The following is a 24,174-nucleotide window of genomic DNA, read 5'->3' as shown; positions in this document are numbered from 1 at the left end:
TGGCTCTTATATCTAAAAAGCCATAAAGTCTTCATTAGTAAGTTGTTTGGGGGTAATTCTTATTTTGTAAATGCTTCCTTTGAACCATGAAAGCTTATTCAAGCGCACTCCAATAGAGCTTTGACCACTTTCAATCGGATTAAAAGAGTAGGGTTCTTGTAGTTCTCTAATTCCGTTTACATAAGTGGTGAGGCTATTTGGAGTGACAACGAAAGCTACATGGTACCATTCCCCAAGTGGGTGTATCAATTTTTCGTCAATAAGGGCTTTCTTGTTGGTTCCCGAAGCTGCAAAACCATCAAAGTACCAGTGGTCATCAACGGCTCGAATTTCGAGTAACATTCGGTCTTCTGATATTTCACCAATATGTAGGATTCGTTGCTCGAAAGGCGCATTTTTTGCAGGGTTGAATATCATTTCAACAGTAAACTCCTCCAGCGATTTTAATGGCATAGTATCTAAAAATATGGCATCGTCTATCCCATCAAAATATACCGCTTCTCCATCGGGGGCATGAACGATTTGGGGATTGCCACTGATTTGAATATCCGATGATTTGGTATTTAAAAAGCTGGCTATTAACCAATCAGTCGTCTGATTGGTCTGTGATGACACTGCAATTTGCTGAACTTGTCTTTCATCAGCAGTTGCTTGTGTACCCAACAATTCGCCGTCTGTAATATGGAAGCTATTCGCTTTTAATGACTGTCCAGTTCTACTAAAAATGATTGTTTTTCCCCCACTTCCGCTTTTGTAAGAAAATGTATTTCCTTCAATGTTTTGTATCTTCAAATCACCTCTAACGGTCATTTCTTCTGCAAATTCCAATTTCAATTCGCCTTCAATGGTATCCATTTTTAGGCATTTGGGGGGAGTAGTATTTTCTGGATCCCAACGATTGTCAAAAGTCCATTTTGCAGTAAGTGTATCCACATTTTGAACATTGTCACTCAACCATTCAAAAGTTTCACCTTCTTTTTTAGAACCAAAAAAATACTTTCTTTCTCCCCAAAGGTAGGGTCTATCTCTTTCAGGTTCATCGGGATAAGTCACTCGATAGATGGATTTCTCGGACATATTTTCAGAATAACTGCAATTGATCAAATAAAATTGGGCATCGTAATGGTGTCGCCCCAACTGAAAGCCTTTTACACCATCGAAAGAAGAATTTTTGACCACAAATTTTTGATTTTCATTGACACCTCCTGCATGCCAAAGTGCTGCGGTTTGTTTTACTTCAAAAAAGCTGGAACTATCAATGTAACACCATCCTCTGGGACACACAAAATCTACTGCTCCTTCAAAATGACAATTGGTGTGATAATACATTCCATTTTCAGCATCCCAAAGGGAAACGGTATCAGCCCCCTTACTCGTCACTTTGCAGTTGTCAATAATCGTTCTCGTTCCTTTGCCGTAAATGGCGAATGCGTGTGGACCTATTTTAGGTTGGGTATTGATAATAGTCAGGTTTTTTAGGATGATATCGTTGGCGTAAAGATTGACAACCGCTACACCAATAGAATCTGTTTTGTCCACATCAGTTCGCAACAAGCTGTATTGAATGATAGTACTATCTCTACTTTCTCCAATGAGTGTAAGGTTGTCTTGTATGATTCTAAATCTTTCATGATATAGACCGTTTTTAATGAAAATTACTACTCTTTCATTGCCATTTTCAGGAATTTGTTTGATTGCTTCGTTGATGGTTTTGTAGTCTCCACTTCCATCCTGTGCAACAGTAATATCTACATGTTGGCTCATCAAAATACTTGAGGTAGAGATACTTGATGTTCGTGGCGTGCTATTGTTAGCGTTGTATGCAATGACTCGGTAAGTCACCAATCTGGGTAAAACAGAACTGTCAATATAACTGTCCGTATATTTAGGCAATTTTGCGATTTCTTCAAACTCACCATTATTGTAGGAGCGTTCTACAATAAAACCCTCCTCAGCGAGGTAATTGTCCTGCCATTGAAGTTTGTAGCTTGATTCAGTGAGTTTTGTCAATTGATAGTTGCCAACAGGATTCAAAAACTCTATGCTATTGAGGTATTTTTCGAGATTTGTATAGCCATCAGTCGAAACGGTGTTTCCGTCAGCGTCATCATTGGGGTTAAGACCTTTTTTTGATTCCCAATCATCTGGCATACCATCGTGGTCAGAGTCGGTCGGTGCGGTTGTGCTTTTCAGTTTAGGCCAGCCACCTACATCGTTTTGTGAGTCAATCAATCCATTTGTACTGCCATTAGAACCTTCATGGGTGTAAGTACCTTTTCGGGTTTCCTCAACTACACGTTTGTCTAAAGTATCTCTGACAATGCTTGTTCCTGCATTTGCCAATACACTATTGTAGGCGTTTATAGCTGTTTGTGTTTGGATAAGACCGACTGTAAATGGAGAGTCTAACTTGAAATCGTCTTTTGTCAAAGAGGGGAATTCATCTATTTTGGGATGAACACCCAACCAATTATCATTTGTAACCGATTCGCTGCCATTTACATAGTTCCCACTTAAAAAGAATTTACCATAAACGCCTTTGGGTTGTTTGTTTTTCCCATCATCTGCCCAAGGTTCAAAAATTCGGTTTCTAACCTCTTCATTGGTAGTTGCTGGTCCAGGTTTGTAATAGTTGTTGATAAAAGTATATTGACCTCCTTCGCCAGCGTAGCCACTATTTCCTCCGTAGTTGTAAAATACATTGTTCCTGATGTCGACATTTTCCTCTTCGGGCTTGTCTGAATAGCGACTTCCGCACAATCGGGGATTTCGACTGTCAGAATGTGCGATTAGATTGTGGTGAAAAGTGGCTTTGTTGCCACCCCAAATTCCCGAAAATCCATGCCTGCCTTTGCCGTGAACAGAGATTCTCAGGCTTTCGTAGAGCATACTCCATTGCATCGTAAAATTGGTGTTGCCGTAAAAGGAAGCGATTTCATCTACGCTCCAGCTTGTTGTGCAATGGTCAATTATTACATTGTTGCCACCTCTACCGCCCAGTGCATCAACTCCTTCGTGCGATACATCACCAGGTCTAAAACGAATGTAGCGGATAATGACATTGTCGGCACTGACAAAAACACTCCAATTGCTGATGCAGATTCCGTCACCTGGAGCAGTCTGACCTGCAATGGTGAGGTTGTCGTTTCGTATGTTGAGATCCTTGGTTAGTTCTATGTTTCCAGAGACCCTAAAAACTATCGTTCGAGGTACGTTGAGTTCGATGCCATATCGCAAACTTCCCTCACCCGAATCGGATAGATTGGTGACTTCATATACGATTCCTCCACGTCCTCCTACCGTATAACAGCCTCCGCCTTCTGCTCCTGGGAATGCCAGTTGTTGTGCATTTAAATTGGTTAAGTTCAAGATAAACAAAAGCAGAGCAATAGAAACTTTATGCATTTTTACTTTTTTAAAAATCATTTGATACCTGATTTTATTTATATGGATATTTTTTCAATAATATTCAACCAATCACCCGTTTCCATCCTTCGTAATAGTCTTTTACTTTCATCGAATTTGCTCCTGCTAAGGTGCTTGTAGAATCCTGATTGAAGGTTTTGAGGTGGTCAATATTTTGATAAACCCCTGCGTCCAGACCAGCGAGATAGGCTGCTCCCAAAGCAGAGACATCTGCAATTTTAATATTGGTTACTTTTCGCTGGAGTAGGTCTGCAAGAAACTGAACTACGAACTTATTGGAGGTAATGCCTCCATCTATTTTAAGCTCCGTTAGTGGTGTACCTGAATCTGCTTCCATGGCTTCAATCACATCTTTGATTTGATAAGAAACGGATTCTACAGCCGCACGGATTACATGATTTTTGGTAGAATCAAATGACAAACCCTCTATACTCGCTTTTCTATTCATATCCCAATGTGGTGCGCCCAAACCACTGAATGCGGGAACAATATAAACTCCTCCATTGTCCTCTAACGAAAGGCAGATGGCCTCCAAATCACCTGTGTTTTCAAATAAACCCAATTGGTTTTTGATCCACTCAATGGTAGCGCCTGCCGAAACAATGATACCTTCAAAAGCATAATCAACTCGATTTGCCATACTCCAACAAATGGTTGTGACCATACCATTTTGAGAAGTTTTGGGCTCGCTGCCGATATTCATCAAAATGGAACTCCCTGTACCCAATGTAGCTTTAGCATTACCTGACTCAAAACAGCCTTCGCCAAATGCTGCGGCATGTGAATCTCCTATCATAGCAGAGATACTGATAGAGTGGTTGAGTAAGCCGTCCAAGTCGGTTTCTCCAAAATGAAAAGAAGAAGGTTTTAACTCAGGTAGTTTCAGATTAGACAAGCCAAAATCTGCCAACAATTCTCTATCCCATTGCAGTTCTTGTAAATTGAAGAATAGAGTTCGTGAGGCATTGGAGTAGTCGGTCATGTAGGACTTTCCTCCTGTCATTTTATAGAGAAGCCATGAATCAACATTCCCAAAATAGGCTTCACCTTTGTCAATAGCTTCTCTGATGTTGGGTTCGTTCTCGTAAAGCCAAATCACTTTTGTGCCAGAAAAATAAGGGTCGATAATCAGACCTGTTTTTTGATTGATTTTGGTTTGCAGCCTTTGGCTTTTGAGTCTATTGCAAACTTTTATAGATCTTTTACATTGCCAAACCACAGCATTGTAAAGCGGTTTGCCAGCTTTGTTCCAAAGCACAAAAGTCTCTCGTTGATTCGAAATGCCACAAGCTTTGATTTGACCAATATCTCCACCGCTTGACTTGAAACCATCGAGGCATTTTTTGATGGAAGTCAATACATTTTGATAAATTTCTTCAGGTTTTTGTTCTACTCTATTTCCTGCCAAATAATATGTTTTGAGCGGTTCTGTCGCTTTGAGTTTGGCTTTGCCCAGAGCATCAAAAATGATGGTTTTGGTACTGCTTGTACCTTGATCTATGGCCAGTATGTATGAATCCGACATCTGTATTTTATTCATTTTTTGAATTCGATTTATCAATAATAACTGCCAAAAGTATCACCACGCCTTTGATAACCTGCTGCCAAAATGGAGACACATTTAACAATATGAGTCCATTATTGAGAACACCGATTATCATTGCGCCCAAAACAGTTCCTAAGATAGTTCCCCTTCCTCCCGCCAAAGAAGTGCCTCCGATAACAACGGCAGCTATTGCATCCAACTCATAACTCATACCCGCATTGGGTTGGGCAGAATCCAATCGTGCTGTTACCAATACACCTCCAATTGCAGCTAACATTCCTGCCAATGAGTACACCCATATTTTGATTTTGGCAATGGGTATTCCAGATAGTCTTGCAGCACTTTCATTTCCTCCAATGGCATAGATGTATCTTCCAAATCGCGTTTTGCTTGTAAGAATTACTGCAATAATGACTACTATTCCCGAAATCCAAACTGGCATGGGAATGCCTATAAACCAGCCTGTGCCGAGAAAGCCGAAAGAATCTCCAAGTCCAGTAATCGGGTGTCCTTCTGTCCAGAGCATTGTGAAACCCCGTGCCATAGTGAGCATGGCTAAAGTGGCTACAAATGAAGGCACTTTGAATTTTGTGACTGCATAACCGTTGATAAAGCCCATTGCTCCGCCTGCCAACAGTCCTGTAATGACTGCTCCAAAAACCGTGAAGCCAACGAACAGATTCATGGCAGAAATACCAATTCCATGCTTTAATAGCCCTGCTGTGATAGCTCCACAAAATGCCAAGACTGAGCCTACCGAAAGGTCAATTCCTGCTGTAAGAATCACGAGCGTCATCCCTACGGAAATGCAGACATTCACCGAAATCTGCCGCATTACGTTCCAAAAATTGTCTGTAGTCATGAAATTGTCTGTCAGCAATGACAATAGTAAACACATGATGAACAAGGCAATCAATGATTGAAACTGTGCAATATTTGAATATTTTTTTAAGAATGTCATTTGTTCATATTTTCAGGAATACAAGCATTCATTATTTTATTTTCGGTGGCTTCTTCAATACCAAATTCTGCTGTGATTTGTCCTTCGGATAGTACCAGTATTCGGTCTGAAATGGCCAATATTTCAGGTATTTCTGATGATACGACCAAAACGGAAATACCAGAGTTAGCCAATATTGCGATTAGCTCGTAAATCTCATTTTTTGCATTGATGTCTATTCCTCGTGTCGGTTCATCGAGCATCAATACTTTAGGGTTGCGCTCAATCCATTTTGCGAGAATTACTTTTTGTTGATTCCCACCACTCAAATTCCGAATGAGTTGTGCTTCATTGTTGACTTTTATTTTCAAAGACTCTACATGTTTGTCGAAGAGTTTTGATTCCAATTTTCCACGAAGCAATCCAAGTTTGATAACTTTATCCAAAACGGTAAGACTCATGTTTTGAACTACTGACATGCCAGGTACGATGCCATCCTGTTTTCGGTCTTCAGGAACCAATGCCATTCCAGAATCAATCGCTTCAATGGGTGATTTGAAGTTGACTACTGCCTCATCTAAAGTAACTGTCCCTGTTAATGTTCGGTGATGTAAGCCAAAAAGACTTTCGCATAGTTCTGTTCTGCCAGCGCCCATCAGACCATAGATTCCCAAAACTTCCCCTTTGTTTAGTTCAAAATTGATGTTCTGCAAAATCGGACGTTGAAGGTTTTTGGGGTTTTGTAGCTGTAAGTTTTTGACACACAACATCTGCTTACCCGATATCTTTTTTCCCGACCTTTTGGTTTGTTTGATTTCCCGACCTGCCATCATATTGATTAACTCATTGCGAGAAATTTGATTCATTGCTCCTTGCCCGACTACAAGTCCATCACGCAAAACGACAAAATTATCTGCAAGGGCAAACAGTTCATCCAGTTTGTGTGAAATGTAAACAATGGATTTTCCTTCGGCTTTCAACTGATTGATAATTTCAAACATCACTTCTACCTCGCTTTCGCCAATTGCAGAGGTAGGTTCATCCATAAAAAACACCTCAGATTCGGTCAATAATGCTTTCGCTATTTCTACAATTTGCTGCTGCCCAACTTTTAGAGAACTCACCAGTACATCAGACTTTACTTCCAGTTTTAGTTTAGCCAGCAGAGCCTTGGTTTTTTGTTTCATTTTTTCTCGCTCCAAAATCCCAAATTTATTGGTCAACTCTCTTCCGAGAAAAACATTTTGTGCTACTGTGAGGTAAGGAATCAGATTCAACTCTTGATGGATGATAGAGATACCAAGGTCTTGAGCGTCTTTGGGTTTTGAAAAATTGACAGTTTTATTTCTGAAGGAAATAGTACCTTCATAGTCTGTGTAGATGCCAGACATGATCTTCAATAAAGTAGATTTTCCTGCACCATTTTCGCCTATCAAAGCAATCACTTTGCCCTCTTCCAAGCTCAAATTGACTCGGTTAAGTGCAGTGACACCTGAAAACTTTTTGGTGATATTTTGTGCTTCAAGTAGGGCTTTCATATTATGGGACTATTTGAATGGAAACAGGAATAATTTCTGGTTTATTCAGATTCAGGTGGGCTTTGTTTAACTCTAGTGCCCCTTCAAATTTTACTGTGTTGCCTTTCTTAACTTTTGCCCTAAAATCAGGAATTATTTTCTGTCTTATTTTATCATTGATGGATTCAGAAATAGAATTAAAGTCGGATGTTTGGTCATAATCGTTGATTTTGATAAGCCCTGACGCATCACGAACGGCATTTCCAAAAATGAATTCTGTTTCAATTTCGACAGGAAGTTCTCCGACTTGCAGCAACACATTGTTTTCATTGACTTCTAATACTGTGCCCTCACCCTTTACTTTGAAGTAGCCAATATTTCCAATTCCGAGGGCTTGTGCTTCTTGTTTGAAAGTAGTATTTGGGTCTTTTTGAAGTTGGTTTATTAGAGTCGTAATGTCTGTGGACGAATTGTAAACACTCAATAAATCCTTTACCCAAATCCCTTCAACATAAGATTTTGCATCAAATTTAACCTCCTTGCCTTCTGCCAACTTTTCATCCAAAGGACGGAAATAAACAGAATTGGACATCACAATTGCTGCAATAGATACTCCAATGATATATTTAATTGCTTTATTCATAGTAATTATTCATTTCCGTAAGCAACATATTGATTGACATTCTCTTGATTGACCATTTCTACGGTCACTGGAACTTTCTGTGCAAAGTCACGTTTGCCTTTAAAATATTCATCCGCATAGTTTGCTGCAGTCTTTGCCATCAATTTTGGAAACTGCATCCCTGTTGCCAAAATCTTTTTTTGTTGGATAGAATTGATTACATCTCCTGCTCCATCAAATCCGAAAACCATGACTTTCTCCGCTTTTCCTGCGGCTACCAAAGCCTGATAAGCGCCCATCGCCATGCCGTCATTTCCACAAAATACCCCTTTGATGTCTGGGTGTACTTGCAGAATAGATTCCATCACCTCCATCGCCTTGTTCCTATCAAAATCTGCATTTTGTTGTGCCACCATTTGAAGCTTTGGGTAATGATCGACTACAGAGTGAAACCCTTTGGAGCGACTCCATGTATTGTTGTCTCCCACTAAACCAAGTATTTCTACGTATTTGCCTTCTTTGTTCAGTTTTTCTACGAAATATTTTCCTATAGCTACACATCCTGCATAGCTATCCGATAAAATTTGGCTCGTAGCCGCATCCGTAGCATTGACCTCTCTATCCATACAAAAGACTGGAACGCCCGCTTTTTTGGCCATTCTGACATTGGCGATAGAGCCATCAGCATCAGTTGGATTAAACAAAACAGCATCGTAGCCTGAAGCAATGGCGTTTTCGAAATGATCTGTCTCTAAAGCAGTGTTGTTTTGGGAATCAAAAATGGTTGTTTCGTAACCTAACTCTTTGGCTTGATTAGCAGCGGTTTCAGCCAAAACAACAAACCATGGGTTGTTGAGAGTAGAGATAATCACTGCTACTTTTTTTTGTTGTTCCTGCGATTTATCCTTTTGTTCAGTGCATCCACACACCAAAACAATAGTGAAAAATAGATAGACTAAATAGGAAAAATTTATTCGCATTATACGTTGGATTTATTGTTGTTAATTAAACAGCTCTAAAGCTTTTGCCATAATGCCTTCTTGTGAAATGCCGTAGTGAATGAAGATTTCGACTTGCGAACCTGTAATTGTGTATTCATCAGGAATACCCATAATGCGAAAAGGATTTCTTGCTCCTTTTTGGAAGAGGTAGGAAGCACAAGCTTCCCCCAGACCCCCATTAATCATGTGTTCTTCTACTGTAATAATCGGTTTGCCCTCAGCGGCTAATTCATCCAGCAAATCCGTATCCAATGGTTTGATGGTGTGCATACTGACCACAGTTGCTTCTACATCGTGCTTCTCCTTCAATGCTTTGGCTGCCTGCCAAGCGGGATAAACCGTTTCTCCCGTAGCTATAATGGTTAGGTCGCTGCCCTTTCTTACTATTCGTCCTTTTCCAATCTCAAATGTTGCGTTCGATTCATTTAGAAATGGCATGGCTTTTTTCCCCAATCTCATGTAAATTGGCTTTTTCAATTTCGCTGCATGATACACAGCTTGTTCGGTTTCAAAATTATCCGCAGGAGCAACGATGATAAGATTGTTGATAGCACGTAGTACTGCAAAGTCATGTAAACTATGGTGTGTTGTACCAAGCGCACCATAACTCACCCCCGAACTTATTCCAATCAATTTTACAGGATTGTCGGAATATGCCACATCATTTTTGATTTGTTCAAGAGCCCGTGCTGTAAGGAAACAGGCAGGAGAAATGGCAAAAGCCTTCTTACCAGCAGAAGCCAATCCTGCTGCAACACCAACGAGATTCTGCTCTGCAATGCCTACTTCTACTATTTGATTGGGATATGTTTCTCCAAAAGGAACCAATTTTCCAGAACCTCTTGAATCGCTGGTCACCACAATAATGTGTCTATCTGTAGCCGCCAAATTTTCCAAAGTGGTAGAAAAAATTATCTGATTGGCTTTGCCCATTTTTAAATCTTTCTCTTCTATTATGTCTAACTCCATAATTTCTTAATTAATGATTCAGTAGATTCTAATTCAGATAGTGCTTGCTCATATTGTTGAGGACTTGGCACACCATGATGCCATTTCAATACACCTTCCATATAACTTACCCCCTTTCCTTTTATGGTATGTGCAATGATGAAATTAGGCTTTCCTTCCTCCAAAGGACCCTTATTAAGTGCCTCTTCTAATTCTTTGAGGTTGTGTCCATCCACCTCTTTTACTGCCCAACCAAAAGCTTCCAATTTCTCCTGAACAGAATCGGTATTCATAACTTCCTGATTAGAGCCTGTAATCTGTTGTTTATTATAATCGAGGATTGCATATAAGTTGTCCAATTTGTAATGTGCTGCGGCTAAAAATGCTTCCCAATTGGAGCCCTCAGGCAATTCTCCATCGCCTAAAAGTGTAAATACTCGGTGGCTCTTTTTGTCTAGTTTGGCTGCAATCGCTTCGCCGACACTTATAGACAAACCATGCCCCAATGCTCCTGTATTTTGTTCCACACCATTGACTTTTTTAGTAGGGTGTCCTATATAGTGTGACTTGTATTGACAAAGGGTTTCCAAATCGGATTCGGGAAAGAAACCACGGTCTGCTAAAGTGACAAAAAGTGCTTCTACCGAATGACCTTTACTTTGAATATATCGGTCTCTATCTGGATTTTTAAAATTTTTTGGATCAATGTTTAGTACCCTATTGTATAATACGTTTAGGATGTCCACACACGAAAGGCTACCTCCTGTATGGCCTGCTTTTGCAGCGTAGATGTATTTGAGAAGGTTCTTTCTCAGAAATACGGATTTTAATTTAAGTTCTTTATCGTCCATGTTTACATTGTAGTTTACCCATTATGATGATACACTTCCCATCCCAAGTAATTCTCAAATGCTTCTTTTAATGCGGCAGAGGTATGTGATGCATTCATAACTACATGGTGTTCAAAACCATTTTTACAAACGTACTGCATCAACCCTTGAAGGTTAGGGATTTTGGCTACTGCTCTGTTGCCAAATGTATTTAGTTCGTCATCAGTTAATTGTCCATCACCTACATAACATTTCATTACCCCTTTGGTGTCGTCCGTAGTAATGCGTCCGAAGGTCAAAGGTGATGCAGGTGTACGTCCGTCCAAAGCTCCGTAAGTGTTTTCGACTCCTACAGTCGTGCCTAAAATGGGTGCATTGCTAATTTCAATATCAGGGAGGAAAGATTTTGCCCAGTTTCCGCAATGGAAAAGCACACATTTTTCGTCATCATTGGCATAATTGTTATTCCAATCTACCAATGCGCTCGGTGAACCAGATGCCAATTGCATGGCGTACATACTTAGCGTTCCTGTGACATCTACTTCGCAGGCACTAGGAATCATTCCTTCACTGAACATACTTGAGCTTGTACAAACATTGCAGCCGTAGTTTTGCTGCAATGAAGTCCAGCACTGAATGGCGTTTGCATCCAAATCATTGGCTTGCATGAAGTCATTTAATACCACATCCAATTTTGCGATTTGGAATAGTGCTTCTGGTGGAGTCAGACCAACTGAGGCATAATTATGGATTTTCTCTAAATGAGCCTTGACACGTTGATCCGAATTCTCCAATTTGTTGGCATTGCCCAATATTTCGGATAAATCACAGGTGACAACGGAAATGCCATTTTTTTGAAGAATTTTTTCACTGTATCGAACTGTATTGAAGGCTGTTGGTCTTGCTCCAATTGCTCCAATTCTCACATTTTTCATCCCTCTAACTATTCGACAAACTGCCGAAAATTGCTTCAAATCTTTAATAAACGATGGGTCGGTTGGATGCACAACGTGTTTAGTCGTAATCGTATATTTGATGCCATATTGATACAAGTTATTGCAGACAGAAATCTTACCGCACCAAGAATCTCTTCTATTCGCAACATTCAATTTATGCAATTCATCTGGATAACCCTGAATCAAAACGGGTACTTTCAAATCAGCCAAATGCAGCGTATCTGCCACGCCTCTTTCATCACCAAAGTTGGGCAACACTATCAACACTCCTGCAATATCCTTTTTGTGTTTGATGAACAAATCAGCGCATTTACGAGCATCTTGATACGTCTCTACACCTCCTAATTTGGTGTCGTTTTCATTAAGCAATATTGCTTCAATACCTTGTTCGTCAAGTATCTTCAAGACATCGACTCTTGCTTCTGACACCAATTTGTCGGGAAAAAAATCTCTGTTCCCAATAATGACCCCTAAAGTGATGTTCTGTTTGTTCATCTTTGTTATTTTAATTATTAGGTCTTAATTTTCTTTTTTTTTTGCAATGATTAATTCAATTTCATTGTCTTTAAAAACCTGTTTGTGCTTTTCATTCACCCCTCCATCTGTAATAATAAAATCGATGAGTGACAAGGCTCCCAAACTGGCGAATGCAGTCTTGCCAATCTTTGTGGAATCAGCAACCAAATAGGTGGTATCAGCTGAATCTATCATGGCTTTTTTCACTACTAAATCACTTATGCTTGGATACGTAAGACCAGACTTTAATGAAATTCCAGCAGTAGCCAAAAAGAGTTTCTGTACGTTCAATCCTTTGAAAAAATCAGCCGCTTTTTGTCCTGTCAGAGAAAGGGTAGGAGGTTTAAACTCTCCGCCCGTCATTACCACTTCGATATTTGGATTAGCACCGAGCATGAGGGCAATATTTAATGCATTGGTAATGACTGTAAGGCCCTTAATGTGCATTATTTTTTTGGCTATCTCTGTGGTTGTTGAACCAGAATCAAGTATGATGGTATCTCCAGGATGAATAAAATCTAAACACTTTTGAGCGATAATTTCTTTTTTCGTAAGATTCTCTTGATGAGTCAGTTCGAAATTACGTACTTGATCTTCAACATTTTTGAGATGGACACCTCCATGTTCTCTTACTACCAATCCTTCTTTTTCTAATTTTTCCAAATCTTGACGAATCGTAACTTCTGTTACTTTGAATATCCTCGCTAAATCAGTAACCTTTGCAGCACCATCCTCCTTTATTAGTTCAAAAATTTTTTCTTTTCTCTGTTTGGCAAGCATATATTACTTTGTTTTGGTGAAATACAAAGATAATGTTTTTTCGTTTATTTTCTTTTATTTTCGTTTATTTTCTTTTTATTGTTTAAAGTTATTTGGTCAATACATTGCGTTGCTATATTTCTGGAATTAAAGTAGCGATGTGAAGCCAATCGTGTTTAATCCATAAATTTGATACGAGATTTTCCTGCCTTTCCACACAAGTCTTTTAAATCATAATATTTCAAAACGCTGGGTACAACATTGGTATAAGCATTTCGCTGCATTGGATTTTCTATAAATTCAAGATAAGATTTGATGGAATTGGAGATTTCGGTTTGAGCAATTCGCCTATCAAGATAAGTGGCGTGAATGGCTACTGGGCCGTAAGTGCCGTTTGCTTTCAGTTGAATAGGATAATCTGCAAATTGAGCGTTAGTGGAAATGAAATCAAGTAATGAAAAGATATCGGTAACTCTCTGTCCTACAATGGTTTTCCTAATGTGTAAGCCAATCATTGCATTGCGGTATTCTGAGTTCCAGTATTTGGATTCGTTGAAGTTTTCGGGATCGGTCGTTTCACCATATCCTCGCAAGTCGGCTACTACTAATATTTCACCCTGTTTGACCGAATGGTTCAAAATCGACTCATCCTTCAAAATATTGTCTTTTCCAGATTCGTTTAGCCAAATGACCACCTTACTACTTGAAGATAGAGTTTCGGGTATTAGTACAACACAGGGTAGCGGTAATTCGCCTTTTCGAACAAGTTGATATTTGTAGAGGTCATAGTTTTTTTCCTTGCTGAAACTTGTCTGTTCAGCTGTGACTTCTTGTGTTGTAAGGTTCATCCCCAAAAGACTAAATACTTTTTGTCGAACAATAGAATCATTTTGAAGTAGAAAAAGACTGCGTTCTTTAGCCCATTTTTTGGCAAGAATCTGATTGTATTCTGGTATCGAAATAGCATCCGAAAACTCTGTAAGTACTTGCCCACTTGAAGTACATTGGGTTTTAGTTTCATCGGTTCTGAAGGGTTGTTTTTCGATAACGGGATTTGGGTCGTTGTACAGCCATCTACGAAACCAAGTCACTAATGCTTCCCGTTTTTCTTTCGGCATCCCATGTCCGCTTTCGGTGGTCAATTGTTGGATAGCTTCACCTTCGCCCAAGGTTTCATAAACTTTTTTTAGTTCGTTGAAGCCTTGACTCGCTCCCCAATAATCCACAAAATCGTATAAACCCGACATGATTAACACTGGTTTGGGTGCAAACATGGTGACGAAATCTGCAATTTCGATATGTTCGCTTCCTTCATTTGGTATGTGTTGGCAGCCATCAGAAGCTCCACTTAACTCCAATACTCGCTCACGCTGTGAAAAATAACTGCATATTGAAGCTACCTTCAAACGCTTTTCTAGGCCTATCAAATAGGCGGTTTGTGTGCCTCCCCCCGAACTGCCATAAGCTGCCAATCGGTTTTTATCAATGTCGGTTCGAGTTTCTAAATAGTCAATGGCTCGGTGATTGTCCCACCATTCATAAGCCGCAAGATTGCTGCCCAACAAATTGCAGCCTGCATTGAGTAAGGTGTGTTCGGTGGTCGCACCACGGGTTGCAGATTTACCGTCGTCTTTTAAGAATTGTATTCGTTCGCCTTGACCGATAGGGTCGATAACCAATACTGCTATCCCATTTTGTGCCATCAAAGGGGCTATTAACGAACCTGCTTTGCCTTTTATGCCATGTCCACATAAATGCAAAGAGGCGGCGAAAGGACCTTTGCCTTCGGGTAAGTAAAGGTTTGCAGTGACATATCTTTTGGGAAGGCTTTCAAAAATGATGGTTTCTATTGTGAATCCATTTTCAGGAGAAATTTTTAGGACTTGTGCATTCAAAGCTTCTTTTTTGGGAAAGTCTCCTAACATGGATTCATACCTTTTCCGCAAGTCATCCCGATATTCTATCATTGCTGCTTTGGACTTCAATGCGTTGTTCAATTCTACTGTACGTTCAGCGTATTGCTGGTGTACTTCTCGCATAAGGTAGGCATTGAAGGCAGTATTTTGTCTCCAAGAAAGTGCATTGAAGTTTTCTTGTCCCAAAAGAGAAGAAGAACTTAGGGTTATCAAGATAAGGGTGAGGGTGAAAAGGGTTTTCATGCTTTGAAGGTATTAGGGTTTTTGTGCAAATTTTACAACTTTCAGTGCTTTATAAATTTTTGATTTTCAAAATGTTATTTATCGTTGCTGTCAATAAAATCAACAAGAGATTCGATGTAAAGTGAGGGTATATAATCTGCCATGATTGCGGTGTTGTGTGATTTTCCAGGAAGCACCACATGCCTAAAGTTTTTTATTTGTCGTTTCATACGATGTGATTTACCGACTGCCCTATCGAACTCTCCCAAAATGGTCATCACTGGAAACTCTATTTGAGTTAAGTCTATAGTGAGAGGCGGAGGTAATATTTTGGGTCTTGGAGGTCGAGGTGTGTTTATAAATTCTTCAATTTCCTTTTCGTTCATCCCTTTGCTTTCCAAATAAGCCATCACCAATTTTTGATACGCTTCTTTTGCATCGGGGTCTACGCCTTTACTTTCTTCGGGTATTTTAGCAATCCAAACAGAATCTGTTTCGGGAATTCCATATCCTCCCATGCTTGCAGTAATGAATCGTTCTGGCACTTTCGCCATAAGTTGCCCAATAATCGCACCTCCCATAGAGTATCCATGAAAATGTGCTTTGTCAATATTGAGGTGATTCATCAGTTCTATCACCTCCGTTTCAGAACCCCATGCCAATTCGCCACCCGCAGGCTTGTCGCTAAGTCCGTGATTTCTACAGTCCAATGCCACCACAAAATGATTTTTTGCCAATGTATCAGCGATTCCATTCTTGTACCAATTTCCATAGGCTGTACCTGAAAGTCCATGAATCAAAATAATGGGAGTGCCTTCACCTTTGGTCAAATAATGTATTCGTAAACTGTCAGAGGTAATAAAATAGCCATCTTTGGGATGGTCTAGAGCTGTTGAATTCGAAATGTCAACTCCCCATTTGGTAGCCCAAGCTGTATAGATTTCGTTTAGTGCCTTGCCCCATTCACCATACCAAGCATATCCTGTTCGACGCTCTTGTTCAATCTCAGCAAGATGGTATTTTGTGATACCATCTCTACCCAAAAAAATGGGGCGATTTGTATCAATTTCATAATACCTTGCCCAAAGGACAGAATTGGGATTGGCAACCACTTTTCGGTCAATTTTTCTTAGTTCAAAGGTTGAATCAGGTATGGTTTCGACTGCAAAACCTTCGATTTTGGAGGCTTCAATCCACTGAACAGCCGCTTCAATTGATTTTTTTACTTCAAGTGTTGGGTTTTCTACCTCCATCAACAATTTGATAATCCCAATGCTTTCCGAACCACTTATTGCAGCAGGCTCAAAGGTTCGCCCAGGTCTGGGCTGGCAAGTTTTTTCGTCGTGTTGTTGACACCAACCTGTGAGTTTGCCATTGGTTACAATTTGGCATTTTAGAATACATTCTATACCCAAATTGTATCTTTCTTTTATTTGAACGACAAGTGTAGAGTCTAAAAATGAATATTTTTCGTCAGTGTATAAATCCTTCAATAAGGTCAAACCGTTTTCCATACAGCCATCATTGAAGGTGATGTGTCGTTTGTAATCATCACTGTGAATGGGAAAAGCTTTGGGCCATCCTCCCGTAGGTGTTTGTGCGTCAAAAATGTAATGGATGCCTTTTATGGCAGCATCTTTATATTGAGTTTGCTGAGTTGCGATAAATACATTTGACAAAAACCTTATTTCATTCGTTGTGGCATAGATAAGGGTGCCATTTCGTCCCCAAGGGCCGATGGCACTTTCATCTCCTGTCCACGGTTCATTGGTCGTATTCATCAGTGGCCAGCCTCCTTCGGGAGTTTGCCAACTTATAATATTATCTGCAATGTTTTTTGCTTCTTTGCTGCGAAACCATTCCGTATCCCTTTCTTTGTATGTTGCCCACCAGTTTGAAGGAAAATTTCTTGATTTTTCTTCAACAGAATTTTTGTTTTTTTTAGTAGTTGAGTTGGTTTGAGAAAATATTGAAGTAGTGACAGAAAGTAAAAGGAAAAATGCGAAAAGGATAGTGTTTGTAGTTATCTTTTTCATCAACCAAAAGTTTATTAAAAGTTTGTAATAGGCTATATGTTTGATTTATACTCTAATTGCTCTTATATATTTTTGCTGCTGCAATCTGCTTACCTGCGGCGTACAAATTACATATATAAATCCCGCTACTAAAAGAACTCATGTCTAAGCTGACTTTATTCTTCCCTGCAACAACCAATTCATTTTTATTCAATACGGTTTTCCCATTCATGTCCGTCACTGTTATAACCGAAGCAAAATTGGTTTTGGCATCAATTGAAATAGTCAATTCATCCTTTACAAAAGTTGAAGAAAATAGAATTTCATTTACCTCATCAATCTGGTACATAGTTATACTTGTTGGATTTGAGGCAATTTTGCCAATACCTGCCCATTCTGTCACCACATTAGGAACATCAGCAACCTCTGTCACATAAGTGCTATATTCATAAGGAATAACATACTCATTGGCATTGTATTCTTCTGACGCACTCAAAGGATCAGCATCTGGAGAACTTGTTGAAGGGATATGAACAGCAGATAATCGCTGGCAATTATCAAAATAATTGTCTATTTCAGTAGCTGAACCACCTTCAGAAGGTTTTCCAAAAATGGGTTTTTTGGTATCTTTGAAGTAATTTTTTTCTGCAACTGCTTCTGACTGAATTCTTACATTTAGACCATTTTCACAGTTGACTATATAATTGTTTAACAAGTGTAACTTACCATATCGCTGCAATGGGGTTCGAGAAGAAATATTGTCAAAAAAATTGTGGTGCATAGTGGTTTTTCGGTCGTGATTGTCAGAGTTTCCCGAACCAGACAAACAACCTTTGTGATGGTCACGAAAAACACACCACGAAATGGTGATAAATTGGGAATCGTTTTTCATATCCAAAAGCCCGTCATATCTGTCTTGATCGGTCATTACCGAAGGGTCTTCGTTGTAAAACTCACAGTGGTCAATCCAAATATTTCTCGTCATGCGATCAGTAGCAGGAATTGAACTCAGGTCAGCCGAAATAGAAATAATATCAGGGTCATTGTTCGTTCCCAAAATTTTTACCTCTGAGCCTGAGATATCGACAGGAACGTCTTTCATAGTAAATTTTATATTTCTGATAATGATATTTTGCTTCGAATTGATATTGACGCTAATTTGGTTGATAAACCCATTAGAGCCAACTCCTAAAAGTGTCTTGTTAGAAGTCATATTAATTACTCTTCGCACAGGAGCATTGGGATTTGAAGCATCTGGGTTTGACCCTTTGAATTCTCGGTCAATTAAAATAACATACGGTTGGGACGATGTGCAGTATGTATTGAGTTCGTCAAAAGTAGTAGGAGTAACCACTTCACCTCCTTCACCGCCAGTTGTTCCGCCATTCATTTTTGCAAAACCCATTATTGAAAAATCGGGTGTTTGGGCAAATAATGAAGCTGTTAATAGAAATAAAACGAATATAAATTGTAAGTTTTTCATTGCGGATGAATGATTAAAGTGTTAAAAATTAAGGCATTTAAAAGTGCTGAAAAGATGAATGGGCAAAATAAAATTTGTCAATTAACAATTGCAGATCAAAGACTTTTAAAGTTTTCTTTTGAGAGCATCAAGTCGATATCTTCAAGAACAAACTTCAAAAGTCACCTCCCATTAAAGTCTTCGATGAACTAGCTATTTCTTCAATAACTTTATTTGAGATGATCCCTTTGCAGTCATAGTTTTCACCATATAGATTCCTTCTGGAAGCGTTTCTACTGCAATAGCTTCGCTTTCAAATACTTCTTTTGTAAGAAGCTGTTTTCCACTTATGTCGAATACCAAAACAGTAGCTTTCCCTTCAAAGCCAGTTATGTGAAAAGAATCACTTGATGGATTTGGGTATAACTTTATTTTAATATCTTGAATATCAGATATTCCTGTATCTAAACAGCCACATTGGATAGGACTGTCCATCGTTGGACCAGCTCCACAATCTGGGTCTGTAACGATACTTTTTACCTCTGTTGCGGCAACTAAAGCTGTAGAATAAGGGGGAACAAAAACCGTATAACCTCCTGCAACTCCTCCCGAAGTATTCCCACTACAATTGACGAAAGAGCAATTCAACGGCTTACAAATTCCTTCGGATGTACCCGATAACATTTTGCAGGGATTCTTGATGTTTTCATATTCACAATTTTCAACCCTACAATTTGCCATAAACCCAGCACCTGTTCCATTACTGCTCGTCATTCCTGAACGCATAGAAAAATAACAATTAGCCACATGTATTTTGCCATATCGACTTCGTGGCAAACGATCATTGCAATCTTTCCACCAACAATTTAAATATGTTATATTCAATTTGCCGTGACTAATAGGTTCATTGTCACTGGATCCGATAAGATTTGAATAATTGTGAACACCATCTTCTTTGTAAGTAAAAACGCACCAGGTTACCGAAACATTATCAGCACCTTTGACTACATCAAAATTCCCATCTCCGCCATTTTCAAACTCACAATGATCTATCCAAATTCTTGAAGCACCATCAATGTTGCAGTTATCCCACCCTTGTGAGGCATTGGTAGCGGGAGGTCCTTCCACTTTAATGTTTCGAATAATAACATTGCTGACTCCACTACCTATCTGAAAAGAAGCACGGACTACGACACCAGGATATCCTATAATGGTTTTATCTGATTTTACTTTTACCACATCTCCTGTAGTATTTATATAACCCGCACCCATCGAATTTTTGATATAGATTACTTTAGGGCCTGTTGATTCCGCCGCAGCTTTAAAAGCTGCAAAAGTAGTTACTTCAATAGGTGTTGTAGTACCTCCACCAGTTGGAGTACCAACAAAAGTAGTTCCATCATAATTTGCCCATCCAATAGATTCACACTGATCTTGTGCTGTGATGTGGCAAATAAAAATTAGCATTAAACTGATAAATAACAATATATTCTTTTTCATCTGGTATTACTTTTTGGTTTTTTTCAAAAAACCATGAAATGAAACTTCGGAAGTTTGTGTTATCGCAAAAACTATTACTTAATCAATTCTTTGTAGAAGGAGTCATCCGACCGAATTTTATTATTGCCGCCTTCTACAAACAATCCTCAGAAGACAATTGAAAATTTAGATAAAGAGGGTTTTATGTATTAATTTTGTATATAAGTTTTTTAGAAATCTATTTTTGCTTCGCTACAATATCTTCCACTAAACTATTGATATACACTTCCACATTATCAAAATTAGCGTGCAAGTCTCGACCATTCGCCTGATCCAAATTGACATCCAACTGATGGGATTCTTTCCAATTATCTGGAATCCCGTCACCAGAAGTATCCATCGGTGCTTCAGTGGAAATCAAGTCAGGCCAACCACCAACATCGTTTTGGGAATCAATGATACCTTTGGTGCTGCCATCAGAACCTTCAAAAGAATAGTCTCCATTGCGGACGTTCTCAATGACTCGATTATCTACTGCATCTCTTGACAAGGATGCTCCTCCAATGTCTAGGACTTTTTCATAAGCTACTTGGGCTGTATGGGTAGTTACATTGTCATTAATTGGGTGTTCGGTGAGCATTCGCATGGCTGTTTTATCTGCTGATGAAACAGTTCCATAACTAGAGTGGAATTGGTTATAAACGCCAAACGTCCAATTGTCGTTGGTTGCATTAGGATAGCCTTCCAAAAAGTTGCCTTCAATGTAGAATTTGCCCCAAATATCATATACATCCGTACCGACCGTTTTATTTTTATCAATAGATACAATACGGCTTTTATTTGAAGAAGCGGGACCAGATTTGTAATAACAATTTACAATGTTCACATTCATTGCTTCACCACCATAACAGTTGTTGCCGCCCCAATTGTAAATCACATTGTTTCGAAGGTCAACCAAATCAGTTAGTGCAAAGGCATCTCCTGCAGTCTCACCCAGACGGGGGTTGCGGCTATTGTGGTGAGCTAAAAGATTGTGGTGAAACGAAGCGTTTTTTCCACCCCAGATACCGCCGTAGCCATGTGCGCCTTTTTCGTGGACCGAATTGTTGAGGCTCTCAGAGACGATAGACCATTGAAGAGTCGTGCTTTCATTGACATACAAGGTCATACACTCATCCACCGACCAACTTATAGAGCAATGGTCAATGATTATATCTTTATGAAAACGACATTCCAACCCGTCAGCCTGCTGATTTTTGTCCTCACCTAATCTAAAACGCATGAATCTGATGATTACATTGTCAGCATTGATAACTACTGGGAAATCTTTGATACAAATACCGTCACCAGGGGCTGTTTGGCCTGCTATAGTGAGGTTGCCATTATTGATGTTTAACCTTGATTTTAAGGCAATTGTTCCTGAAACTTTGAATAGTATATACCTCGGTCCAGCTTTTTCTACTGCCTGGCGGAAACTGCCTGCGCCTGAATCTTCTAAGTTTGTGACATAATAGATTTTTCCACCTCTCCCGCCAGTGGTAGTTTTGCCAAAACCTTCTGCGCCAGGGAAGGCTATTACTTCGGTGATGTTTGTAGTGTCAGGATTTTCGATGGTTGTAGTATCGGGATTTTCGACGGTTGTAGTGTCAGGTTCTTCAATGATTGGGTTATCATCATCTACTGTGACTCCATTATTTTTGTTGCAACTGACAAAAGCTATAAACAGAAAGAAAGTTATTAGTAATGAAAGGTATTTTAGGGAGGACATTTTTTATATTTTTAATATGAAAGTTAGGTAGTAGTTTTAGTGAAAATTCAAACACAAAAACTCTTTGGTTTAAATCTTATTATAGTATTAAATACTTAGTCAAAATGATTAGGTAGAACACTTTCGTTATGTTATTGAATCCGAAAGTTCTCGTCTTTCGTCTAAATTCGTATGTCTTGGTACTTATTTGATTTGTATTATTTTAAAAGTTTCACTAATACAATTGATTAATGAGGTTTGGCTTGTTAATAATCAAGTCAAGTAGTTCATTGAAGGAGATTTTTTACTTCAATTTAGCTATTCAGTATCTACAAATTAATTCTTTATGAAAGATTTATAATGACTTAAACTAAGTAAAAAATAAGAATGAAAAGCAAATAAGTAATTATATCATATACTTAATCAATAAAAAAATACTGATATTAAAAAAGGCATGGCCTGAAAATGACCATGCCTTTTAAGATGAATACTCAATGTATGTAATAAAAATTAAGGTCTCCAGCGTGGATCACCAGCATCATTTCTTCCACTAAAACCAGTATCTGCAAAATTGAAATCTCCATCAAAAGGAGCAACCCAAAGATCCGTAGCCGTACCTGAATAATTCAATGCAGGGAAACCAGGGATTTCAGATCCAGGTGTAAAAGCAAAATCAGAAGTCGCATAAGTATTTATAATGTTGAACAAAGTAGCTTCGAGTCCATCATATATACCCCTAACAGCCAGGTTACCTGTCATTCCTTCGTCCCAAGCATGTCCCCAAATAGTATTAGTGATAGTAATACCATTGATCACATTACTTCTCACACCATCTTCACCTCTAAAACGAAAAACAATACCATCAGGATCTGCCAATTCGCTCATAGTACAATTGTCTATAACTAAGGATTGTACATTTTGGCGAGTGGTGATAAATGCGTGTATTTTGTAAAATGTGCTATTTGTTATTGACAGATTATCAAAAGCAGCTTTATTTTCTCCGTCTGTATCTGCGGTAATAACACCATATCCACCAAGATGATGAACAATACAATTGTTGATATTGTAATTGGCCAAGAACACATCTGATCTTATACGAATGATTCCTCTAAAATTGTTTATTACGCAATTGTCGAAGGTTAACTCATTAACCATCGTTGTAGTAGAGTTGTTAGGGTTAAAAACATAATCGCCCCCAAGATCTTCTCCACGAAGTTCTACGTCAATAAAGCGAATATGGTCAATCGTTGCTCCATCAGCGATGTTCCAGTTACCAGTTGTGAATAGAACTGCTTTCTGACTGCCAAAACCATAAGCTGCGGTGATGGTGATGGATTTATCTAATGATTCGGAAGGCAAGTTATAAACAAAGCCTTTTTTCAAGACAATGATTTGACCATCTGAAGCCATAGGAACAGCATTAACTACCGCATCTGGGTCTTCTGAAGTACTCAAGTCTATAACATTTGGACTAGTTAAATCTATCGCACTTTCGATGGTAGTGTAGGCTTCCCATCCACGCAATGTCTCTCCATTTGCACCACTATAGATACCGATTTGGTAAAAAGTCATGGGTTGTAGTCCAGAGACAATAAACTCTCCAGCAGCTTGTGCCGCAGCATCTACATCAAATTCAGATAAGGGGTTTGTTAACAGTTCATCATTGCCAGCAAATACCTTAATCTTGGTTACTGGTGCGCCAAGTACTTCCCAACTAACTCTTACTTGAACATCCAAAATGTCACCTACCGTTGGAATTCGCAAAATAGAAGGAAATCGTTGTGTGCGAACCTCTCCTAAATCAGATGCTTTGCTATCGAATGTAGGATCTGCCGCATGTGCTGTAGCTCTTATTTGATATAGGGTGTTCCAGCGTAAGGGCTCACCAATAATCGTTTCATCAACTACAACATAATTGGTATCTACATCAAAAGTATAAAGAATATTTGCGAACGTATCTCGACTAATTTCAATAGTATAGGAGGTTGCTTCTTTTATGTTTCCCATATTGATAATAATAGTATTGAGATCCGACATTAAATTTTCATTCAAAACGGGTCTAAATAGACGGGTTTTTTCATAGGTTGGTTCGTCTTTTTCGCAAGAAGAAAGAAAAATCATGAACCCGCCAACCAGTAGTAGAAGGGCAAGGTTTATATTGAAATTTATTTTTTTCATTTTAAATTTTTTAAATTTTGTAGTTTAATTTTATGAGCGATGTTTTAATGAATAGGATTACTAAATTTTAAAAGTTTAGTAATCCTACTTATTG

The 24,174-nt window shown here is 38.9% G+C and carries 17 protein-coding genes; 1 reads left to right on the top strand and 16 read right to left on the bottom strand.

Annotated elements, in window-relative coordinates; all coding sequences use genetic code 11:
* Window positions 1-12: 12 nt before the first annotated feature.
* From R3E32_04555 to R3E32_04490, 14 genes are all read right to left on the bottom strand, one after another.
* Window positions 13-3,405: a pectinesterase family protein gene (locus tag R3E32_04555; GenBank protein ID MEZ4883991.1), complete on the bottom strand. Its 3,393-nt coding sequence runs from the start codon at window positions 3,403-3,405 to the stop codon at window positions 13-15.
* Window positions 3,406-3,469: 64 nt separating this feature from the next.
* Entirely contained in the window at window positions 3,470-4,966 is a 1,497-nt protein-coding gene (gene glpK / locus R3E32_04550; GenBank protein MEZ4883990.1) for a glycerol kinase GlpK, read from the bottom strand.
* On the bottom strand, window positions 4,959-5,933 hold the full coding sequence (rbsC, locus tag R3E32_04545) for a ribose ABC transporter permease (GenBank protein MEZ4883989.1): 975 nt from the start codon (window positions 5,931-5,933) through the stop codon (window positions 4,959-4,961). The genes glpK and rbsC overlap by 8 nt, the downstream gene beginning before the upstream one ends.
* Window positions 5,930-7,450, bottom strand: a complete 1,521-nt coding sequence (locus tag R3E32_04540; protein MEZ4883988.1) for a sugar ABC transporter ATP-binding protein — start codon at window positions 7,448-7,450, stop codon at window positions 5,930-5,932. The genes rbsC and R3E32_04540 overlap by 4 nt, the downstream gene beginning before the upstream one ends.
* 1 nt (window position 7,451) lies before the next feature.
* The gene (locus tag R3E32_04535) at window positions 7,452-8,072 is read right to left on the bottom strand and encodes a DUF2291 domain-containing protein (GenBank protein ID MEZ4883987.1); all 621 of its coding nucleotides are present in this window, start codon (window positions 8,070-8,072) and stop codon (window positions 7,452-7,454) included.
* Between the two features lie 5 nt (window positions 8,073-8,077).
* Window positions 8,078-9,031 (bottom strand): D-ribose ABC transporter substrate-binding protein, encoded by a 954-nt coding sequence (locus R3E32_04530; protein ID MEZ4883986.1) that lies wholly within the window; start codon window positions 9,029-9,031, stop codon window positions 8,078-8,080.
* 21 nt (window positions 9,032-9,052) lie between these two features.
* Window positions 9,053-10,021: a transketolase C-terminal domain-containing protein gene (locus tag R3E32_04525; protein MEZ4883985.1), complete on the bottom strand. Its 969-nt coding sequence runs from the start codon at window positions 10,019-10,021 to the stop codon at window positions 9,053-9,055.
* Window positions 10,012-10,851 (bottom strand): transketolase, encoded by an 840-nt coding sequence (locus tag R3E32_04520; GenBank protein ID MEZ4883984.1) that lies wholly within the window; start codon window positions 10,849-10,851, stop codon window positions 10,012-10,014. The genes R3E32_04525 and R3E32_04520 overlap by 10 nt, the downstream gene beginning before the upstream one ends.
* Window positions 10,852-10,865: 14 nt before the next feature.
* Window positions 10,866-12,281, bottom strand: coding sequence for an L-fucose/L-arabinose isomerase family protein (locus tag R3E32_04515; GenBank protein MEZ4883983.1), 1,416 nt, complete (start codon window positions 12,279-12,281; stop codon window positions 10,866-10,868).
* A 24-nt stretch (window positions 12,282-12,305) separates the two neighbouring features.
* Window positions 12,306-13,082 carry a DeoR/GlpR family DNA-binding transcription regulator gene (locus R3E32_04510; protein ID MEZ4883982.1) on the bottom strand — a complete coding sequence of 259 codons (777 nt, stop codon included), beginning with the start codon at window positions 13,080-13,082 and terminating at the stop codon, window positions 12,306-12,308.
* 155 nt (window positions 13,083-13,237) lie between these two features.
* Complete coding sequence (locus tag R3E32_04505; protein MEZ4883981.1) at window positions 13,238-15,220, bottom strand: acetylxylan esterase; 1,983 nt, start codon at window positions 15,218-15,220, stop codon at window positions 13,238-13,240.
* Window positions 15,221-15,294: 74 nt separating this feature from the next.
* Window positions 15,295-17,235: a pectate lyase gene (pelA, locus tag R3E32_04500; protein ID MEZ4883980.1), complete on the bottom strand. Its 1,941-nt coding sequence runs from the start codon at window positions 17,233-17,235 to the stop codon at window positions 15,295-15,297.
* A gap of 52 nt (window positions 17,236-17,287) precedes the next feature.
* The gene (locus R3E32_04495) at window positions 17,288-18,697 is read right to left on the bottom strand and encodes a T9SS type A sorting domain-containing protein (GenBank protein ID MEZ4883979.1); all 1,410 of its coding nucleotides are present in this window, start codon (window positions 18,695-18,697) and stop codon (window positions 17,288-17,290) included.
* Window positions 18,698-18,889: 192 nt separating this feature from the next.
* Window positions 18,890-20,176, bottom strand: coding sequence for a T9SS type A sorting domain-containing protein (locus R3E32_04490; GenBank protein MEZ4883978.1), 1,287 nt, complete (start codon window positions 20,174-20,176; stop codon window positions 18,890-18,892).
* Between the two features lie 38 nt (window positions 20,177-20,214).
* Here R3E32_04490 and R3E32_04485 point away from each other — a divergent pair, with 38 nt between their 5' ends.
* A complete protein-coding gene (locus tag R3E32_04485) occupies window positions 20,215-20,337 on the top strand; it encodes a hypothetical protein (protein ID MEZ4883977.1) in 123 nt (40 codons plus the stop codon).
* A 56-nt stretch (window positions 20,338-20,393) separates the two neighbouring features.
* Here the strand turns inward: R3E32_04485 and R3E32_04480 are convergent, their stop codons facing one another.
* Both R3E32_04480 and R3E32_04475 read right to left on the bottom strand, forming a co-directional pair.
* A complete protein-coding gene (locus R3E32_04480) occupies window positions 20,394-21,923 on the bottom strand; it encodes a pectate lyase (GenBank protein MEZ4883976.1) in 1,530 nt (509 codons plus the stop codon).
* 489 nt (window positions 21,924-22,412) lie between these two features.
* Window positions 22,413-24,080, bottom strand: a complete 1,668-nt coding sequence (locus R3E32_04475; GenBank protein MEZ4883975.1) for a DUF4957 domain-containing protein — start codon at window positions 24,078-24,080, stop codon at window positions 22,413-22,415.
* Window positions 24,081-24,174 lie beyond the last annotated feature (94 nt).

The sequence above is a fragment of the Chitinophagales bacterium genome (assembly GCA_041392475.1).
In the GTDB taxonomy this organism is placed as follows: Bacteria; Bacteroidota; Bacteroidia; order Chitinophagales; family UBA2359; genus JAUHXA01.
Note: the sequence above shows the minus strand (reverse complement) of the source record. Positions and strands in the feature narration are given on the sequence as shown.

Bases quoted from the DNA above. Each gene is read 5' to 3' on its own strand.
- R3E32_04555 (MEZ4883991.1), bottom strand. From the start codon at position 3,405: ATGCATAAAGTTTCTATTGCTCTGCTTTTGTTTATCTTGAACTTAACC.
- glpK (MEZ4883990.1), bottom strand. From the start codon at position 4,966: ATGAATAAAATACAGATGTCGGATTCATACATACTGGCCATAGATCAA.
- rbsC (MEZ4883989.1), bottom strand. From the start codon at position 5,933: ATGACATTCTTAAAAAAATATTCAAATATTGCACAGTTTCAATCATTG.
- R3E32_04540 (MEZ4883988.1), bottom strand. From the start codon at position 7,450: ATGAAAGCCCTACTTGAAGCACAAAATATCACCAAAAAGTTTTCAGGT.
- R3E32_04535 (MEZ4883987.1), bottom strand. From the start codon at position 8,072: ATGAATAAAGCAATTAAATATATCATTGGAGTATCTATTGCAGCAATT.
- R3E32_04530 (MEZ4883986.1), bottom strand. From the start codon at position 9,031: ATGCGAATAAATTTTTCCTATTTAGTCTATCTATTTTTCACTATTGTT.
- R3E32_04525 (MEZ4883985.1), bottom strand. From the start codon at position 10,021: ATGGAGTTAGACATAATAGAAGAGAAAGATTTAAAAATGGGCAAAGCC.
- R3E32_04520 (MEZ4883984.1), bottom strand. From the start codon at position 10,851: ATGGACGATAAAGAACTTAAATTAAAATCCGTATTTCTGAGAAAGAAC.
- R3E32_04515 (MEZ4883983.1), bottom strand. From the start codon at position 12,281: ATGAACAAACAGAACATCACTTTAGGGGTCATTATTGGGAACAGAGAT.
- R3E32_04510 (MEZ4883982.1), bottom strand. From the start codon at position 13,082: ATGCTTGCCAAACAGAGAAAAGAAAAAATTTTTGAACTAATAAAGGAG.
- R3E32_04505 (MEZ4883981.1), bottom strand. From the start codon at position 15,220: ATGAAAACCCTTTTCACCCTCACCCTTATCTTGATAACCCTAAGTTCT.
- pelA (MEZ4883980.1), bottom strand. From the start codon at position 17,235: ATGAAAAAGATAACTACAAACACTATCCTTTTCGCATTTTTCCTTTTA.
- R3E32_04495 (MEZ4883979.1), bottom strand. From the start codon at position 18,697: ATGAAAAACTTACAATTTATATTCGTTTTATTTCTATTAACAGCTTCA.
- R3E32_04490 (MEZ4883978.1), bottom strand. From the start codon at position 20,176: ATGAAAAAGAATATATTGTTATTTATCAGTTTAATGCTAATTTTTATT.
- R3E32_04485 (MEZ4883977.1), top strand. From the start codon at position 20,215: ATGAAACTTCGGAAGTTTGTGTTATCGCAAAAACTATTACTTAATCAA.
- R3E32_04480 (MEZ4883976.1), bottom strand. From the start codon at position 21,923: ATGTCCTCCCTAAAATACCTTTCATTACTAATAACTTTCTTTCTGTTT.
- R3E32_04475 (MEZ4883975.1), bottom strand. From the start codon at position 24,080: ATGAAAAAAATAAATTTCAATATAAACCTTGCCCTTCTACTACTGGTT.